This is a genomic window from Thalassospira sp. (assembly GCF_040218635.1).
Lineage (GTDB): Bacteria > Pseudomonadota > Alphaproteobacteria > Rhodospirillales > Thalassospiraceae > Thalassospira.
The window spans coordinates 194,217-212,676 of the sequence record NZ_JAVJRB010000005.1 but is presented as its reverse complement, the minus strand read 5'-3'; the positions used below and the strand labels follow the sequence as shown (position 1 = coordinate 212,676).

At 53.0% G+C, this 18,460-nt stretch carries 17 protein-coding genes; 13 read left to right on the top strand and 4 right to left on the bottom strand.

The window, feature by feature from the left end:
• Positions 1–6 precede the first annotated feature (6 nt).
• The 5 genes from RIC05_RS04470 to RIC05_RS04450 all read left to right on the top strand — a co-directional run bounded on the left by RIC05_RS04470 (position 7) and on the right by RIC05_RS04450 (position 4,901).
• Positions 7–708: a hypothetical protein gene (locus RIC05_RS04470; RefSeq protein ID WP_350045181.1), complete on the top strand. Its 702-nt coding sequence runs from the start codon at positions 7–9 to the stop codon at positions 706–708.
• A gap of 198 nt (positions 709–906) precedes the next feature.
• Complete coding sequence (gene cobO, locus RIC05_RS04465; protein ID WP_350045182.1) at positions 907–1,533, top strand: cob(I)yrinic acid a,c-diamide adenosyltransferase; 627 nt, start codon at positions 907–909, stop codon at positions 1,531–1,533.
• 61 nt (positions 1,534–1,594) lie between these two features.
• Positions 1,595–3,181, top strand: a complete 1,587-nt coding sequence (locus tag RIC05_RS04460; protein WP_350045183.1) for a cobyric acid synthase — start codon at positions 1,595–1,597, stop codon at positions 3,179–3,181.
• Between the two features lie 233 nt (positions 3,182–3,414).
• The gene (locus RIC05_RS04455; protein WP_350040551.1) at positions 3,415–4,089 is read left to right on the top strand and encodes a glutathione S-transferase family protein; all 675 of its coding nucleotides are present in this window, start codon (positions 3,415–3,417) and stop codon (positions 4,087–4,089) included.
• Complete coding sequence (locus RIC05_RS04450) at positions 4,086–4,901, top strand: class I SAM-dependent methyltransferase (RefSeq protein WP_350045184.1); 816 nt, start codon at positions 4,086–4,088, stop codon at positions 4,899–4,901. Before RIC05_RS04455 ends, RIC05_RS04450 begins: the two co-directional genes overlap by 4 nt.
• Before the next feature lie 51 nt (positions 4,902–4,952).
• Here the strand turns inward: RIC05_RS04450 and RIC05_RS04445 are convergent, their stop codons facing one another.
• Both RIC05_RS04445 and RIC05_RS04440 read right to left on the bottom strand, forming a co-directional pair.
• Entirely contained in the window at positions 4,953–5,984 is a 1,032-nt protein-coding gene (locus RIC05_RS04445) for a substrate-binding domain-containing protein (protein ID WP_350045185.1), read from the bottom strand.
• Between the two features lie 82 nt (positions 5,985–6,066).
• Positions 6,067–6,879 carry a tetratricopeptide repeat protein gene (locus RIC05_RS04440; RefSeq protein ID WP_350040554.1) on the bottom strand — a complete coding sequence of 271 codons (813 nt, stop codon included), beginning with the start codon at positions 6,877–6,879 and terminating at the stop codon, positions 6,067–6,069.
• Positions 6,880–7,159: 280 nt separating this feature from the next.
• On the opposite strand from RIC05_RS04440, the gene RIC05_RS04435 reads away from it, so the two are divergent.
• Together RIC05_RS04435 and RIC05_RS04430 are read left to right on the top strand one after the other, a co-directional pair.
• The gene (locus RIC05_RS04435) at positions 7,160–8,062 is read left to right on the top strand and encodes an SDR family oxidoreductase (RefSeq protein WP_350045186.1); all 903 of its coding nucleotides are present in this window, start codon (positions 7,160–7,162) and stop codon (positions 8,060–8,062) included.
• A 211-nt stretch (positions 8,063–8,273) separates the two neighbouring features.
• On the top strand, positions 8,274–9,281 hold the full coding sequence (locus tag RIC05_RS04430; RefSeq protein ID WP_350045187.1) for a complex I NDUFA9 subunit family protein: 1,008 nt from the start codon (positions 8,274–8,276) through the stop codon (positions 9,279–9,281).
• 102 nt (positions 9,282–9,383) lie between these two features.
• On the opposite strand, the gene RIC05_RS04425 is transcribed toward RIC05_RS04430, so the two are convergent.
• A complete protein-coding gene (locus RIC05_RS04425; protein WP_350045188.1) occupies positions 9,384–10,169 on the bottom strand; it encodes a cobalt-precorrin-6A reductase in 786 nt (261 codons plus the stop codon).
• 83 nt (positions 10,170–10,252) lie between these two features.
• On the bottom strand, positions 10,253–11,374 hold the full coding sequence (locus tag RIC05_RS04420; protein WP_350045189.1) for a cobalt-precorrin-5B (C(1))-methyltransferase: 1,122 nt from the start codon (positions 11,372–11,374) through the stop codon (positions 10,253–10,255).
• A gap of 226 nt (positions 11,375–11,600) precedes the next feature.
• On the opposite strand from RIC05_RS04420, the gene cobA reads away from it, so the two are divergent.
• From cobA to RIC05_RS04390, 6 genes are all read left to right on the top strand, one after another.
• Positions 11,601–12,464 (top strand): uroporphyrinogen-III C-methyltransferase, encoded by an 864-nt coding sequence (gene cobA / locus RIC05_RS04415; RefSeq protein WP_350042030.1) that lies wholly within the window; start codon positions 11,601–11,603, stop codon positions 12,462–12,464.
• 118 nt (positions 12,465–12,582) lie between these two features.
• The gene (locus tag RIC05_RS04410; protein ID WP_350045190.1) at positions 12,583–13,359 is read left to right on the top strand and encodes a sulfite exporter TauE/SafE family protein; all 777 of its coding nucleotides are present in this window, start codon (positions 12,583–12,585) and stop codon (positions 13,357–13,359) included.
• Between the two features lie 181 nt (positions 13,360–13,540).
• Positions 13,541–14,155, top strand: a complete 615-nt coding sequence (locus RIC05_RS04405) for an SCO family protein (protein WP_350045191.1) — start codon at positions 13,541–13,543, stop codon at positions 14,153–14,155.
• Positions 14,156–14,216: 61 nt separating this feature from the next.
• Positions 14,217–15,560, top strand: a complete 1,344-nt coding sequence (locus RIC05_RS04400; protein WP_350045192.1) for a cobyrinic acid a,c-diamide synthase CobB — start codon at positions 14,217–14,219, stop codon at positions 15,558–15,560.
• A gap of 121 nt (positions 15,561–15,681) precedes the next feature.
• On the top strand, positions 15,682–16,146 hold the full coding sequence (locus RIC05_RS04395) for a YcgN family cysteine cluster protein (RefSeq protein WP_350045193.1): 465 nt from the start codon (positions 15,682–15,684) through the stop codon (positions 16,144–16,146).
• Positions 16,147–16,880: 734 nt separating this feature from the next.
• Positions 16,881–18,371 carry a methyl-accepting chemotaxis protein gene (locus tag RIC05_RS04390; RefSeq protein ID WP_350059740.1) on the top strand — a complete coding sequence of 497 codons (1,491 nt, stop codon included), beginning with the start codon at positions 16,881–16,883 and terminating at the stop codon, positions 18,369–18,371.
• The last annotated feature ends 89 nt before the right edge of the window (positions 18,372–18,460 follow it).

Here is an 18,460-nt window from a genome sequence, read left to right as displayed (position 1 = left end):
GCCGCGATGGAAAACAAGACCAACGTTCGTTTGCCTGACTATTTGCAAACGCCTTTGCCTGCCCACAAAGGGCACGCAGACGCAATTGACTTCCTGATTTCTGACTGCGACATGCCAGACTGGCTGCGGGCTGATTTGCACGGACAGGGCCGTTATCGTCCTGCACGTGGGGCCATCCGCGCGGTTCTGGATCTGCGTGAACGCTTCAACGGTGTGCATCGCCCGGTCAGCTTTGATGAATTTAGCGACGGCATGACGGAACTTGCCCGTCATCTTCCCGGTCCCGACCAAACCAAAATCGAGATCGAGGCAAAGGTACGGATTTACTGGCGTTACCTTCAAGGGGTCGAATGTCAGGTCTGGCGCACGGCCATTTCTGTCGCCCATATTGCCCTTGATCATTTCCCGGTGGTTCGCGAATTCAAATCCCTGATCGAAAATGTTGTGATCAGTCGCGATTGGCTTGAACGCCGCCTTGAAGTGATTGAACGCAGCTTCCAGACCCCGGTAAATTCCCGAAACGAAGCCGTGCGCACTGCCTTGATGCGGTTGCGCAGGATGTCTCCGGGTGATCGGTTGCAACTGTTTAACAAGGCCCGGATGCGCCGACCGGAATTGCGCAACATCGATATGCGCGAACCCGATAAATGGGCCGATCTGGTGACCGGGGATCTTGGTCTGTCGCCGCATCAGGGTGCGATCTGGTAAGGTGTCAGGACAAGATTATTGCCAACCCGTTTCCATGGGTGGGGAGAAACCGCCAAAGGGCGGGGAAAAGTGCGGTCCATGGGGCTGCACTTTTCTTTTGTGGTTGCCCGGTTCGACGGGACTGGAAACCGTAAAACAGTCTTGATCCCAAGGGTGATTTCGCCGCATTGTGGGGGCGAAATTCAAAGGGATAAAACCATGACCGATAAAAGCCAGCCAGACGTCGATATCAATGCGCGCCATGACGAGAAAATGAAGAAAATCAAGGCTGCGCGCGACAAGATGATGGCCCAGAAAATCGATAAAAAAGGCCTGATCATTGTCCATACCGGCAAGGGTAAGGGCAAATCATCGTCGGCCTTTGGCATGGCCATGCGCTGTGTTGGTCATGACATGAAGGTTGGTGTGGTGCAGTTCATCAAGGGCGGCTGGGAAACCGGCGAAGCCAAATTGCTGAAAAAATTCCCTGATCTTTGTGAATTCCATGCCATGGGTGCGGGCTTTACCTGGGAAACCCAGAACCGTGCGCAGGATATCTCCCTTGCCCGGGATGCCTGGAACAAGGCATTGGAAATGATGCGTGATCCTAGTTTCTCGATGGTGATCCTGGACGAGATCAATATCGTTTTGCGCTATGACTTCCTGCCACTTGATGATGTGCTTGAAGCCTTGTCTGAAAAGCTTCCTGATCAGCATGTGGTTCTTACGGGTCGTAATGCGCCCGATACCTTGATCGAGGCGGCCGATCTGGTCACGGAAATGACCATGATCAAACACCCGTTCCGCGAACAGGGGATCAAGGCGCAAATCGGTGTCGAATTCTGATCCGGCCTCTCGTGGAAAGTGCGGCGGGGATCGCTGTTAACCTGAAAGTTTCGATGTAGAAATGAACACGCAATCTGTGCCTGCCCTGATGCTGCAAGGTACCGGCTCGGATGTCGGGAAATCCTTGCTGGTGGCCGGATTGTGCCGTGCATTTTCCCGCCGGGGTCTCCGGGTGCGCCCGTTTAAGCCACAAAATATGTCCAACAACGCCGCCGTCACCGATGATGGTGGTGAAATTGGCCGCGCACAGGCGCTTCAGGCGCGTGCTGCGGGGGTGCAAACGACGGTGCATATGAACCCGGTTTTGCTGAAACCGCAAAGCGACATTGGCGCACAGGTCGTCGTGCAGGGCAAAGTTCTGACCAGTGCCAAGGCGCGCGATTATTACCGGCTGAAACGTGATCTTTTGCCAAAGGTGATTGATAGCTTCGAGATCATGGCACGTGATGCCGATCTTGTTCTGGTCGAAGGGGCAGGATCACCGGCCGAGGTCAATCTGCGCGCCGCCGACATCGCCAATATGGGCTTTGCCGAAGCCGCCAAAGTCCCGGTCATTCTGGTTGGTGATATTGATCGTGGCGGAGTGATTGCCTCGATCGTCGGGACATATGCGCTTCTATCCGATGCAGATCGGCACTGGCTCAAAGGCTATGTGATCAACAAGTTTCGCGGTGATGTATCACTTTTTGAACCGGCAACTGACATCATCGCAGATCAGTGCGGATTAAAGAGTTACGGTATCGCAACATATTGGCATGGTGCGCATAAGCTCCCGGCCGAAGACGGCGTTGCGCTTGAAAATACCGGGAAATATCAACGTGATGCGGATCTTGATGTTGATGGGCGTGCGCCCCTTCGCATTGCGGTTCCGCATTTACCGCGCATTGCCAATTTCGATGATCTTGATCCCTTGGCGGCGGAAGACGATGTCGAACTTTTGATTATTAAACCCGGTCAGGTGATCCCGGCGGGCTGTGATCTGGTGCTGTTGCCCGGATCGAAATCAACCCTAGCCGATTTGCGGTTTTTGAAAGACCAAGGCTGGGATATTGACATTCTTGCCCATCATCGGCGTGGCGGGCATGTGATCGGCATTTGTGGTGGCTATCAGATGCTGGGCAAGATGGTGCATGACCCGGATGGCATCGAAGGTGCTCCGGGCAGTGAAGCCGGTCTTGGTTTGCTTGATGTTGAAACGGTCATGGCCGGGGACAAGACACTGCGTAAGACCGGTGGCGCCACCTGTGGTCCGCCAAACGGCGATACTGGCCCGATTGCTGCGGATATTGCGGTGTCAGGCTATGAAATCCATATGGGGCAGACAGACGGCCCGGATCGGGCGCGGAGCTGGCTGGCCCTTGATGGTATTTCAGGCGGCAGTTCAGATAACCGAACAGATGGCTCGGGCGTGAACAATGATGGCGCAATCAGCGCCGATGGTCGGGTTTTGGGCTGCTATCTGCATGGCTTGTTTGGCAGTGACGATTTCCGCCACGCCTTTTTGGCAATGATCAGTGCAAGGGAAGTCAATCGGGGCACGCATTTCGAAGCCGGAATCGACGCAGCCCTTGATGAATTGGCCGATCATCTGGAATCCTGTCTGGACCTTGACGGTATGCTTGAACTGGCCAAAACTCGCGGGATGTAATCGGTCTTTTGGATTTCCGACACACGTTCGGGTCAAAACAGTGAAAATCGTGCGTTTGGCGGTAAGAAGGTCTTTACTTCAAACCGGCTGCGTGGTTTTACAGATTTTGCAATTCCGGGTCTGAAACGACCCGTAATGAAGTGCCGTTTTCCGCGTATTTGTTTTACGATTTTCCCCGCAAACATTGCGGGTCTTTGCGAAACGTTCATCCTTGGTCGGGTATCCTCACGTCTATGCGTCAGTTACATCATTTTTGGCTCTCACCGTTTTCGCGCAAAGTGCGCCTGGTTCTGGCCGAAAAAAAGCTCGATTTTGAATTAAAGGCCGAACCTGTTTGGGAACGGCGTGATGAATTCCTGCTGATTAATCCAGCGGGTGAAGTTCCGGTTCTTGAAGAAGAAGACGGCACGGTTCTGTGTGATTCAGCCGTGATTTGCGAATATCTGGACGAAGTCTATCAGGATGCGCCCAAGCTTTTTGGGGATAACCCGAAAGAACGCGCGGAAATCCGCCGTCTTGTCGCATGGTTTGATGGCAAGTTTAACCGCGAGGCCACCGACCATTTGTTGGGTGAAAAGCTTCTGAAACGGTTCTTTGCAACCGGCACCCCTGATACCAAGGTGCTGCGCGCCGGTCGAAGCAATGCCGCCTATCATCTTGATTATATCGGTTGGCTGTTTGAACGCCGGAACTGGTTGGCAGGCGATCACTTGACCATGGCCGATCTGGCCGCCGCCGCACAGGTATCCGTGATCGACTATATGGGCGATATCAACTGGTCGAAACATCCACGCGCCAAAGACTGGTATATGCGGATTAAAAGCCGACCGGCGATGCGCGATATTCTCGCCGATCGACAGGCCAGCTTCCCGCCATCGAGCCATTATGCAGAACTTGATTTTGAATGATGCATTCATCCAGTTTTGATGAATTCTATCCCGAAGGCGGGCTGAATACCGCAAGTTACGATCTGCGGGCCGATCTTGACCGCAAGATTTTCGAAGACCCCATTCCGTTTTATACCAGATTGGCCGAAAACCTGGCTTCTGATGGCGGTTGTGTGCTTGAACTGGGCTGCGGTACGGGCCGGATCAGCAATGCGATTGCCGATCTGGGCATCCCGGTCGAAGGACTGGATTTGTCCAATGCGATGTTGGATCAAGCGCGGGCAAAGTACCCTGATCTGACATGGCATCAGGGCAATATGTGTGACTTTGATCTGGGGCGGCAATTTGATCTCGTGATCATTCCGTTTCGCGGGTTGCAGGAAGTCACCGATGCCAACGATCAACGTCGTTGCCTTGAACGGGCCTATGCCCATTTAAAACCCGGCGGGATGATTGCCCTTGATCTGATGGATCCTGATTTGCGCTATTGCCTGCCAGAAGGCGATCTTGAAAGTGTCGAATTACCGCTTTTCCCGATGCCGGAAGGTGTTGGACGGCCCGGAAGCCGTTTGCGGATTACCGCAATGGAACGCATCAATAACCCCCTGACTCAGCGGTTTGACGAACATTGGCGGTTCGAAGAAATTGATCCGGACGGTACGGTCATCCGGGTTGAGGATGGCTGGCACCAATTGCGCTGGGTACATCGCAGTGAAATGCGGTTGATGCTGGAAGTTTCCGGGTTTGTTTCGATATCGGAATTTTCTGATTTTCAGGGAAATCCGCCGAAATACGCCACCAATCAGGTCTGGATGGCAAAACGGCCGGATTAGGGTTCTGATCCCATGCCCGGCCGCGAAACCTGTCTTGGATATGTGGATTGATCAGTTTCCTGCGAACTTTGCCGCCTGTGTCAAAGTATCCTGACGTTCTTCTGTCGGAAGTGGGACCAGCCCGTTCTCGGCCAGCAAGCCATCTTCGCCAATCACCGCATCTGAAACATAGGTTGTGACAAAATCACCAAGCGATTGAACAAGTTGCTGATGGGCGTCTTTGACGTAAAGATACAGCGCACGGGATCCCGGATAACTGCCATCAAGGATGGTTTTATAATCGGGTTCAACACCGTTGATCGTAATGCCCTGAAGCTTGTCCCGGTTCCGTTCCAGATTGTTAAAGCCCATCACCCCGTAGGAGGTCGGGTCTTTTTCCAATTTGTTGATCACAAGGCGATCATTTTCACCGGCTTCGATATAGGCACCATCTTCGCGGATGGTACGGCACAAAAGACGGAAGCTGTCAGGATCTGATGATTCAAGATTGGCGATATCGGAAAATGTCGCACAGCCTTTATCAAGCAAAAGCTGCCCCATCAGATCACGCGTACCGGATGTTGGAGGCGGGCCATAAACACGGATTTTAAGATCCGGCAGGGTCGGATCAACATCCGACCATTTTTCATTCGGGTTGGGCACACTGGCACCTTTGACCGGAATGGTCCGCGCCATCGCCAGATAAAGCTGACGCGCACTAAGCTCCATGGTCGGCGCATTGCGCGATCCCAAAAGGACAATGCCGTCATAGCCAATTTTGATTTCGCTGATGTCATGCACCGAATTGGCAGCACAAATCGCGGTTTCCGATCCGGTGATGGGACGCGATGCATCTACGATGTCGGGAAATTGTTCCCCGATACCACCACAAAACAGTTTGAACCCGCCACCTGATCCGGTGCTTTCGACAACCGGTGCCGGTGCATTGGTCGATTTGGCGAAATGTTCCGCGACCTTGGTGGTCAGCGGAAAGATGGTCGATGATCCGACAATCCGGATTTGATCACGTGCCTGTGCGACAGGTGCGGCTGAAACAAGCGCAATCGATGCGGCTATGGCAGTCAAGGCAAGCGTGCGACGCATTTCGTCCCCCAAAAGCTTTCCGGTTATGATCCGGCAGATTATTCGACCGGTTCATATACAAGCAAACTGGTCACAGCGAACCCTAGTTCGATTCAGTGTGAACATCCATGTTCTCTATATTCGCTTTTGCCGCATCAGCAACAGGGGTTCCGTTTGAATTTTCTATGACAATTAACCAATCACGACGTGCCAGATCGTTTTTTCCGGCAATTCGATAAAGCTTTCCGCGCTCAAACAGGGCCTGAACATTGTTTGGTTCAAGGTGAAGCGCGTTTTCAATGTCGCTCATCGCCAGATCATAACTTTCTAGCATCCGCCAGGCTGATGCACGGTAGATCAGGACGTCTGGCTGATCCGGCGCAAGATCAAGCGCCTTGTTAAGATCATCAATGGCTTCCCAATATTCCCCGGCAAGGCCAAGCGCCATAGCCCGGTCGACCCATAATTGCGGATTGTTTGGCACCAGTTCCAGCGCACGGCTTTGATCGCGCCAGGCAAATTCAAGATTATTGGCCATCATCCAGGCCTGTCCGGCCTGAGCCAACATTCCGGCAACAACACCGGGTGCCGCTGCACTGTCTTTGGCAAGGGCATCCAGTCTGGTTGCGGCTTCTTCGTATTTGCCAAGCGATATCAGGGCCACCGCAACGCAATGACGGGCCGGTTCGCCACCACCCATATCGCGCCAGGCAATCGCACTTTCAAACCCGTCTTCGGGTTTAAGTTGGGCAAGTTTGATACAGTCTTGATATTGCTGACGTTCTTCTAGCGTGATGCCGCCATTGCTGTCGGACTGGGCATAGACATCCGGTGCGGCCCAAATGCTGACAAACCCAGCCAGAAAAAGCGTCGAGGTTGCACGCGAAAATGTCGAAAGGCCGCAAAGTCGTGACATGGTTCAAAAAAGCTCCGTTTTTGGCAAAACCGGGTGTAAACAGCATAGGGATGTGGCTTGCCAATCGCCATGCCGAAATGCTCCAAATGCTAAAAAACAATATGAAAACGGCAAGATAATGATTGTCTGGCCCACTGGGTGTTGCACCCGGATGACGTTTTCGCGATCACGTGATTGCCGCGTGTGGGTCAAAAGGTTTTGTCTGGATCGGGCGGGACCGTTACTGTGCGCGAAATAGCAATGTAATTGCCAATGAATACGACCAGATACAGGTGCCTTGATGACCAATAAGCTGTTTTGTTTCGGGATGGGATTTTCTGCGCGCCTTGTTGCCGATCAATTGCGCGACGAGGGCTGGCAGATTGCCGGAACCACCCGATCTGCTGATAAGGCCAATCAGCTTAAATCAGACGGGATCGAACCTTTCATCTTTGCCGACGATCAGCCGATTGCCGATATTAAATCCGCCCTTCAGGACGTGACCCATGTTCTGATTTCGGCCCCGCCCGGCGGGCAAGGCGATCCTGTGATCCATCATCATGGCGGCGATTTGGCCGGATTGGCCGAAGGAACATGGGTCGGTTATCTCTCGACCACAGGTGTTTACGGCGATTATCAGGGCGCGACGGTTACCGAAGAAGATGATTTGCAGCCAAGTGGCAAGCGTGGACGTCGTCGGGTTGCGGCCGAAAAGGCATGGTTTGATCTTGGCCATCGGCATGGATTATGTGTGCAAAGCTTTCGGCTGGCGGGAATTTACGGGCCGGGCCGCAATGCGATTGAAACCGTGCGGTCTGGCCGTGCACGCCGCATCGTTAAACCCGGTCAGGTCTTTTCGCGCATTCATGTGCAAGACATCGCCCAGACGGTTCTGGCATCGATCAAACAGCCCAATTGCGGGGCAGCCTATAACGTTTGTGATGATGATGCCGCCCCGCCACAGGATGTCATTGCCCATGCCTGTGGATTGCTTGGCATTGATCCCCCGCCCGAGCAGGATTTTGCCGATGCAAAGCTAAGCCCGATGGCCGCAAGCTTTTACGAAGATAACAAGCGTGTTGATAATGCGCGGATCAAACAGGAATTGGGTGTCAAGTTGCGCTACCCGGATTATCGGGCCGGTTTGATGGCGCTTTATGATGAAATACTGGCCAAATTAGCAGCCAAAGAAGAGATTGTTTAACAAAAGCGCATTGTTGACGCCGGTTGCGCGTCGTATATAACCCAAGTGCCTGCGGACAATCATATCGTCTTGGGTTTGGGCACAATATGATTGTCCACAGGATAACATTCGGATCGGGTCGGTCTCCGCAACCGGCCTTGAAGGCATCTAACGCCGATATGGCGCGCGGAAATTTCCAGCGCACCGTATCACCGGCAAGGAGAGAGCAAGCATGGATCGTCATATCGTTACCGTCTTTGGCGGCACCGGATTTGTTGGACGTCATATCGTCAAGCGTCTGCTTGAACGTGATTTTATCGTCCGCGTTCCGACCCGAAGCTTTGAGCGCGTCAAAAAACTCAAACCGATGGGCTATCTGGGTCAGGTGGTTCCGGTCTATTGCGATGTGCGCGATGAAGAATCGATCAAGGATGCGATTGGCGACTCCGAAGTCGTGATCAATCTGCTCGGTGTTCTTTATGAACGCGGCAGCAACACTTTCGTCAATGTCCATGTCAAAGCTGCCAAACGCATCGCCGAAGAAGCCAAGGCATGTGGCGTTAAGACGTTGTTGCATATGTCGGCATTGGGTGTGGATAAAAACCCGTCTTCAAATTATGCCACCTCAAAGCTGGCCGGTGAAAATGCAGTTCGCGAAGCATTTGCCGATGCCGTGATCTTCCGTCCGTCAGTGGTCTTTGGTCAGAATGACAACTTCCTGAATAAGTTCGCCACCTTGGCGCGGTTCTCGCCGGTGCTGCCGGTCATTGGCGCGCCGGGCCTGCCAAAAGTCGATCTCGGCGAAGGCAAGGTCGATATTCTTGGCGACGGTGGTCCGAAATTCCAGCCGGTCTATGTCGGCGATGTTGCAGATGCCTTCGTAGCTGCGATTAGCAACACCAAATCACCGGGTAAAACCTACGAGCTGGGTGGACCGGAAACATATTCCTTTATGGGTCTTCTGCGCGACATGCTGCGCATCACCCGTCAAAGTGCGATTCTGGTGCCGGTTCCGTTTTGGTTGGCATCGATCAAGGCGTTCTTCCTGCAATTCTTGCCGGTCCCGCCCTTGACCCCGGATCAGGTGCGTTTGTTGAAAACCGACAATGTCGTTTCCGAAGGATCGAACGGCTTTGCCGAGCTGGGCATTACACCCAACAGCCTCGAAGCCGTTGCCCCAGCTTATTTGAAACGCTTCTGCCCGCCGCGTAAATCGGGTGAATTCCGTCGTTTCGTCTAAGACAACGACATTTACACTCACGGATAAAATTTCAAAACCCCGCCAGTCATTCGGCGGGGTTTTTTGATGTGCGAAGAACGAAGTTGGCAGAATTGATACGGACTATGGCTGCGCAAGAAAGGTTCGAATATGTTCAAGGATCAAAGCGCGGCTGGGCGCTTGTGTGACCGGCTCACCGCCGGGGCGTTCGATCATGATGACCGGGATGCCAAGGTTTCTGGCCGCTTCGATTTTGGCAAACGTCGCATCCCCGCCGCTGTTCTTGCAGACAATCACATCAATCTCGCAGCGTTCTAAAAGCTCGGTCTCACCCTCGACGCTGAACGGCCCGCGGGCAAACAGCCATTCTCCATGGGTAAGATCAAACGGATCGCGCGGGGCATCGACGGTGCGAACCAAAAGCCAAGTCTTTTCAAGATTATCAAAGGCATGAAGGTTTTTCGCCCCGCTTGCGATCAACGCACGTGTGCCGTGTTTGGGGAGAATGCTGGCTGCTTCTTCAATCGATTTTACGCTGATCCAGTTGTCGCGTTCGGTCTTTTCCCAGCTTGGGCGATGATACTGAATGCAGGGCATCGCGACCGCGTGACAGGCTTGGGCAATGTTGCCCGAAATCTGCGTTGCATAGGGATGTGTCGCATCAATCACCAGATCAATCTGTTCGGTTTTGAAATGCGAAATGATGCCTTCTGGGCTACCAAAACCACCGATGCGGACGGGAACGCCATCGGGGATGCTTGGAGCACTGGTACGACCGGCAAGAGACAGTTGCAGGCGGATATCGCGGCCAAATTCATGCATCAGGTCTTCGATAATTCGGTTCGCATCCCCTGTACCGCCAAAAATAAGAATATGTTTCGGACGTGTGGCCGGCTGGGAAAGCGACATGGGCAAATTACCTTGTTTTTTGTCGACCTGTTTGGGTCTGTTGGTTCGTTATGGACTGCTGCGGGCAGTGTATCAGAAGTTCATCAGATCGGTGAGACCGGCTTGAACTGGTCAAAGTCGCCAAATCCATGGCGGGCAATGATCAAGCCATCCCGATCCGTGATCACGACTTCAATCGCATTGGCACCGTCAAGGGTCGCGCGGGCGGACTCACAGGCCTGACGGGCGATGGTGTCTGCTATGTTAACGTTCGCGGCCTGACAAAGTTCCAAAACCTGTTTGGCCGTGTTGGCAGTGCGCGTCTGATCCTGAAGGTTTTCATCCCCGCCTGACAGGGCAATTGTTTCAGCCAGCTTGTCAAAATCAACCTGTGACCGGCTGCTATGAAGGTCAAGATGACCTTGGGCAAGCTTGACCAGTTTGGCGAACCCGCCGGAAATGCTGACAAATTCAACCGGGTTCTTGCGCAGATATTTCAACATCCCGCCCACAAAATCACCCATATCAAGGATCGCTTCATCGGGCAGGCCATAAAATGTCCGAATGGCGGCCTCGGACGTTTTTCCCGTCGCACCGGCGACATGGTTTCGGCCGGTGGCGCGGGCAACATCAATGCCGCGATGAATGGAATGGATCCACGCCGAACAGCTAAACGGGATGACAATCCCCGTGGTGCCCAGAACCGAAAGTCCACCGACAATGCCAAGCCGCGGGTTCCACGTTCTGGTGGCAATTTCCTGCCCGCCGGGAATGGAAATTTCTATCTCGACATCTGGGGCAACACCAAACTTTTTCGCAAGTTCAGTAATCTGCCCGACCATCATTTCGCGGGGTTTGGGATTAATGGCCGCCTCACCCGGTGGCAATGGCAGGCCGGGTTTGGTAATGGTCCCGACCCCGTCGCCAGCATGAAATGTAATACCGTTGCCCGGTTTGGCGCGGCGGATGGTGGCAATGATTTCCGCACCATGGGTGACATCGGGATCATCACCGGCATCCTTGATCACACTGGCCCGTGCCCAACCTTCGCCCGTCTCGGCCTTTACCAGCGAAAAGGACGGTGTTTCCCCCCGTGGCAGGGTGATGGTAACCGGATCAGGAAAATCGCCAGACAAGATCGCCTGCCACGCAGCACGGGTCGCAGCGGTGGCACAGGCCCCCGTTGTCCATCCCTTGCGCAGCGGTCCGTCTGGTTTTCTTGCCATCGGTCGATTTTTTCCTGTCAATCTCGCGGCGGGTCCCGCTATTGAAGGCAGGCATATACCTTGCAGCGGGATGTCTAATTAAACATCATTATTGATGTTGTTTATTAATTAATACGATAAATTTCCGGTAATATGTTGAACGTATCGTTTGATTGCTGTTTAACATATCCTCTTGATGCGGTCCTGCACAGATGGACCGAAATTGATAGAACAGAAGTATTTTACGATGACGAAACTTGGTCTTGATTTTCCGGTATTTGAGCCGGGTTGGGTATGGCTTGTCGGTGCAGGTCCGGGCGATCCCGGTTTGCTGACGCTCCATGCAGTCAATGCCATGCAACAGGCCGATGTCGTTGTTTTTGATGCACTGGTCGATGAACGGATTTTGAACCTTTTGCGTCCCGATGCACAGCGTGTCTATGCCGGGAAACGCGGTGGACGTCCGTCTGCCAAACAAACCGATATCTCGCTTCAGCTTGTCGATCTTGCCAAGCAAGGCCTGCGGGTTTTGCGTCTTAAGGGCGGTGATCCGTTTGTCTTTGGCCGCGGCGGCGAAGAAGGCATGACCCTTGTCGATCATAATGTACCCTTCCGCGTTGTGCCGGGGATTACCGCCGGGATTGCCGGGGCGGCTTATGCCGGTATTCCGACCACACACCGTGATTGCAATGCGTCGGTGACGTTCGTGACCGGCCATGGATCAAGTGGCGAAGTGCCCGATAACATCAACTGGGCGGCACTGGCCAAAGGTGCACCGGTTCTGGTGATGTATATGGCGATGAAACATCTGCGCCGGATTTCAGCAGAACTGATGGCAAATGGCCGTGCGGGCGATGAACCGCTTGCGGTGATCAGTCAGGCAACCACGCCACAGCAGGGTATTTTGATCACGACGCTTGAAAAAGCGGCCGATGACGTTGAACGCACCGGTGTTGAACCGCCTGCGGTGTGCATTTTGGGCAAGGTGGTTGGACTGCGTGAAAAATTAAACTGGTTGTCGCCGCAAGATGACGTCAAATCAGTGCGCAATGTCCCGTTTGAACAGGTCCTTGACCTGATTTCGACCCCGTCTGATCCGCTGAAAGATTAGGGCCAGAACCTAACCACAGTTCATCTTGCGAAATTTACCAGCAATCGATTGATTTATATCGTTGTCGCCCTGCGATGTGCTTGTCACAATCGTCCGCATTGAAGTAAGCGGACGGGTGATGGACGAACAACAGATATTGATCCGCATCCTTGAAAGCGGCTGGGCACGATGTGCTGAAATCCTGCGCGATGATGGCGGGGTACTTTTGACTGCGCTGATTGCCGGTTTGGTCGGCAGTGTTACCCATTGTGTCGGCATGTGCGGGCCGTTCGTGATCAGCCAGGTCACCAGCCGGATGGAACAGCTTCCCCTTGAAAAAATGAACGAGTTTCGCCGCCTGACCGGGGCGGCATTGTTGCCCTATCAGTTCGGGCGGCTAACGACATATTGCCTGCTGGGTGCCATGGCCGGGTATTTTGCCGACGGGATCACGGCGCTGACGCAAATCTGGTGGATTGGTCCTGTGCTTTTAAGCCTGGCCGGGGTGTTTTTCCTTGTTTTTGGAATCATGGGATTGATGCCCCATCTTGGCGGACTGTTGCCGTCATCAAACGAAACGCGGTGGTGGAACCGCGTGTTCGGGGATTATATGCGCCCGCTATTTACCGCCCCGTTTGGCTGGCGGGGGTTTCTGCTTGGGATCATGTTGGGCTTTATTCCTTGTGGCCTGGTATATGGCGCACTCATCATGGCGGCGGCTTCGGGGGCGGCCTTAAGCGGGGCGGCCGTGATGGGCGTCTTTGGGCTTGGAACCGTGCCGATGCTGTTTGTCACCGGATTTGTCGGGCAATATGCCGCACAGCGGTTCCGCACCTTTATGGTGCCGGTGGGACGCGGGCTTATGATTGTAAACGGCTTGATCCTGTTTGTGTTGGCGGCCAAAACCATTGCATGAAACGCAAATCTTGCGGCGAACCAATGACTGGAAACCTGTTGTGATTTCATGGATTTATCCATTGGTGTGAGCATTCACACAACCACTGCCCTTGCATGATTGTAATGGGCATTTATAGTGCCGACACGGTTTGTAACGAAAAAAATGGCCCGGATCGGGCGACGAAAACGAGGTAGGGCGCGTGAGCAAAAAGACGCTTTTGGCAATTCTCGCAATTGCATTGGTTCTGGGCATTGGTTTGACCTACCGCCTGATGATGATGGGTACTGAAACCCAGTCGTCGGGTGCGGCGTCCATCGGCGGTCCGTTCGAACTTGTGAACCAGAACGGCGAAACCGTGACCCAGGCCGATTTCAACGGCAAATATATGATGACGTATTTCGGCTATACGTTCTGCCCGGATGTCTGCCCGACCGAATTGCAGGTCATGGGCGATGCGCTTGATCTCATGCCAGACGACATTGCCGATGAAATTACACCGGTATTTTTCACCGTCGATCCGGAACGTGACACGGTTGAGGCGATGAAGGCATATGTGCCGCATTTCCATGACCGGATGGTGGGCCTGACCGGAACGGTTGCGCAAACCTCAGCCGCGGCAAAGGCCTATCGGGTTTACTATGCCAAATCGATCCCGGAAGGGGAGCCCGATAACACGGATTCTTACCTGATGGATCATTCATCTTTCGTGTATCTGATGGATCGCAACGGTCAGTTCATTCGTCATTTCAATTATGGCACCACCCCGGAAGACATGGCCAAGGGCGTTGCAGAAGCGGTGAAAAAGAACGGTTAATCTGGGTTGTTTGCGCTAACATGATGCAAACCAGAATGCCGGGCATCGGAGACCTTGCCAGATGCAATCCACCCGACCGACCCCACCGGGCATCATTATTGCTGCCCCGTCGTCAAACAGTGGCAAGACCGTCATAACCTTGGCGTTGCTGCGGGCTTTGACGCGCAAGGGCCATGCAATTGCGGCGGCAAAAACCGGCCCGGATTACATTGATCCGGCCTTTCAGTCCGCCGCCTGTCGCGGGAGCTGTATCAACCTTGACCCCTGGGCGATGAGCCCGGCACAGATCAGATCGCTTTCAACAAATCATGGCGCGGATAAATCCTTCCTGATGTGTGAAGGGGTGATGGGCCTGTTTGACGGTGCGGCAAATGGCACCGGATCGACCGCCGATCTTGCCGCCATGACCGGATGGCCAGTGGTTCTGGTCGTTGATGTAAAGGGGCAATCGGCATCTGCTGCCGCCCTGATTTCCGGCTTTGCGTCGTTCCGCGAAGACATCAATATCGCCGGTGTTATCCTGAACCGGGTTGGAAGCGCGCGGCACACACAAATGATTATGGATGCCTGTGCGACGCATCTGCCCGATATCCCGATCATTGGTGCCGTGCGCCGGAATGATGCGCTGTTGTTGCCCGAACGGCATCTTGGTTTGGTTCAAGCCGGGGAGCATCCCGAACTTGAAACATTCTTGGATCACGCAGCAGATATCATTGCCGAGGATATCGACCTTGATGCCTTTGTCGGCCTGACCAAGGCGCAAAATGCACCGATGCCTGCACCGGCTGCGAGTACTGTCGCATCTCATGATATTGCCCCGTTGGGGCGCCATATTGCCATCGCCCGTGATGCGGCCTTTGCCTTTAGCTATGCCCATCTTCTTGAAGGCTGGCGGCGCGCAGGGGCGGAAATATCGTTCTTTTCACCCTTGGCAGATGAAACCCCGAATTCTGACTGTGATGCGATTTATCTGCCCGGGGGATATCCTGAATTGCATGCGGCTAAATTGGCCGCGGCGGGGGCCTTCAAAGCGTCCCTTCGCACAGCCGCAGAAAACGGCGTTGTGATTTATGGCGAGTGCGGGGGCTTTATGACCCTTGGCACGCATCTGACCGATGCCGATGGTTCATGCCATGAAATGCTCGGTCTTTTGCCACTGGCCACCAGTTTTGCGACGCGTAAGCTACATCTGGGATATCGCGAAGCCACACTTGCCATTGAAACGCCATTCGGTCCGGCGGGAACTGTTTTACGCGGTCATGAATTCCATTACGCCACGACCCTGACCCAAACCGGATCGTCATTTTGTCAAATGCGCAACGCGACGGGGGATGATCTTGGTCCGGCCGGGCTGGTACAAGGCCGGGTGTTTGGATCGTTCTTTCACATGGTGGCACAAGGCTGATTTGCCGGTTTGGCCGTGGGATTGCTTTGAGATTGCTATGAGATTGCTATGGGATTGGCTTGATGGGTAAAGTCCGATTACACTATACCCATCAAGATTGACCGCCCGCATGAGAGAGAGAATGACAAAGAACGATACCGTCGCACGTTCGTCGGAACGATTTTGGGAAACCAAGAAGCTTGCCGAAATGTCGCGAGATGAATGGGAATCCCTGTGTGATGGCTGCGGCAAATGCTGTTTGCACAAGCTGCAGGACGAATATGACGACTATGTCTATTTCACCTCTGTCGCGTGCCTGTTGCTTGATTGCGAAACATGCCGGTGCAAGGACTATCACAACCGCACCAAACACGTTCCCGACTGTGTTCAGCTTTCCATGGACAATGTTGATGCCCTGTCATGGATGCCCTCGACCTGTGCGTATCGATTGATATCAGAAGGCAAGGGTCTTTTTGATTGGCATCCGCTTGTGACCGGTGATCCGGAATCCGTTTTTGCCGCCGGTCAGTCGGTGCGTGGCAAGGCAATCCCCGAAGAAGAAGCCCACCCTGATCTCAGCCGCTATATCGTTAAATGGCCTGCATGACCTTGCGGTTTAAATGAACCGTAGTCTGTAAGATAACCAAAAAGACGTCGTCGGGACTCGGGACGCTTGCTGCGCCGAAGCGATGAAGGTTGCTTCGAATCTGAAAATTTTTAAGCCTTGATTCGGATTTGTGCAGGTCTGAGGCGATAAACTTTTCACACAAGAAGACCACGCCGGGTATTTCAAAATATTCGGGTTAACTGCCTGTCGGCGTTTTGAAAAGGCCGCATCGAAGTATGAATTGTACTTACGGTTGCAGATGGTCGGCATATCAGCACACATAAACAAGTCATTGAACCATCCTAATGTATATGCATATATCCTGTGATCAATTGTTCTGACAATGGATTATTGATCGTTTTTGATCGAGTTGCCGCGTTCGTACGTATGAGGCTGTTGGAACTCAAACGATAGTGAAAGTAACTTGTTTTCAGGAATGAATATTTCATAGGATTTAATTTAATATAATAAAAACAAAACTTTATTGTGTTTTTAGACAGTCTGCGTGTCTGTCAGCAAGGTGTTCTGGGTTCATGAGTTTGCGTGTCGATCAACGATGCACTCCCCCGAAAATAGCTGCTTTCAGACAACAGGAATTCAACCTTGCGACGGGTTAGTACGCAGGGTTTTGAAGATTTTACTTCCTATACAAAGGTGGTGAATTTTTTCGTTCGCTCTTCTGGAAAGCAGAGCGACAAGGGCTCAGGATTGAGCGGATCGGAAGGATGTTAGAAGTGGGTTTGGGTCTTTTTAAAAATGGTAAACGCGCGCAGGCCGAAGAACAGGTTGCAGCTGCGTTAAGCCGGTCGATGGCACGCATCGAGTTTGATGCGCAGGGTAGTATTCTGTGGGCGAACGAAAACTTTCAGAAGGTTATGGGATACGAACTTTCAGAAGTTGTCGGCAAACATCACGCGATGTTTGTCCCGCAAGAAATCGTCAATACAGCTGACTATCAGGCATTTTGGAAGAAACTGGGCACGGGCGAATTCATCAGCGGCGCGTTTCCGCGCAAACGTAAAGATGGTCGGCTTTTGTGGCTTGAATCGACCTATAATCCGGTTTTTGATGGCAACGGAAAACTGATCAAGGTCGTCAAATTCGCCAGTGACATTACCGAGCGCCGCAATGAACGCGCGCTGCTGCAAAGTGTGTTTGAAGCAATCAGTGCTTCACAGGCCGTGATCGAGTTCGACCTTGAAGGGCATATTTTGAATGCCAACGAGAACTTCCTGTCAGTCATGGGCTATGGACTGGATGAAATCAAAGGCAAGCACCATTCGATGTTTGTCGAAGGCGATTATGGCAAGTCGGTCGAATACCGCACATTCTGGCAGAACCTTAATCAGGCCAAATTCCAGGCCGGTCAGTTCAAACGCGTTGGTAAGGGCGGCAAGGAAATCTGGATCGAAGCGACCTATAACCCGGTTCTTGATGCGGTCGGAAATCCGATCAAGGTGATCAAATTTGCCACGGATATCACCGAACAGACCAAGCTTCTTTTGAACCTGAAACAAATGATCGACGGCAACTTTGCCGAGATCGAAGGCAATATTGCCGAACTGAACGAACGTACAGTCCACAGTGTTGACGTATCGGCAGGCACGATGGAATTGACCCGGTCTGTTGCCGCCAGTGCCGAACAGATGGCAGCATCGATTTCGGAAATTTCGCGCAGCATGACCCAGTCGCAATCTGAAACCGAACGGGCCTTTGATCAGACCGAAACGGCCAACGAAATGACCCAGCGCATGACCGGTGTGGTTGATGAAATGGGTAATATCGTTGAAGTCATCCGCAATATTGCAGGTCAGATCAATCTGCTGGCGCTGAATGCCACGATCGAAAGTGCGCGTGCGGGTGAAGCGGGCAAAGGTTTTGCCGTTGTCGCAAACGAGGTCAAAAATCTTGCCAATCAGGCAGCCCGTGCGACCGAAGATATCTCGCAGGAAATCACCGGTATTCAGTCGATTTCTTCAGAAGTCGCAGGCGCATTGCAGCTTATTCGCGGATCGGTCGAAACCGTTCGCAATGATGTCACCAATATCTCATCCGCCGTCGCACAACAAAACGCGGTGACCGATGATGTCAGTGCCAATATGCGCAATATGGCCCAAACCGTCGAAGATTTGTCCCATGATCTCGAAGCAATTCGTGCAACCAGCGATGTGGTTGCGTCATCGGTTCGCAAAACCCGCGAAGCCGCCGAAGTTCTTGCGCGATAATCGCAAAACAGTTTTAAAAACAACATGATACAAAGGGCGGAGCCAATGGGTTCCGCCCTTTCAACGTGCATGACAGTTTGAAGATGTTG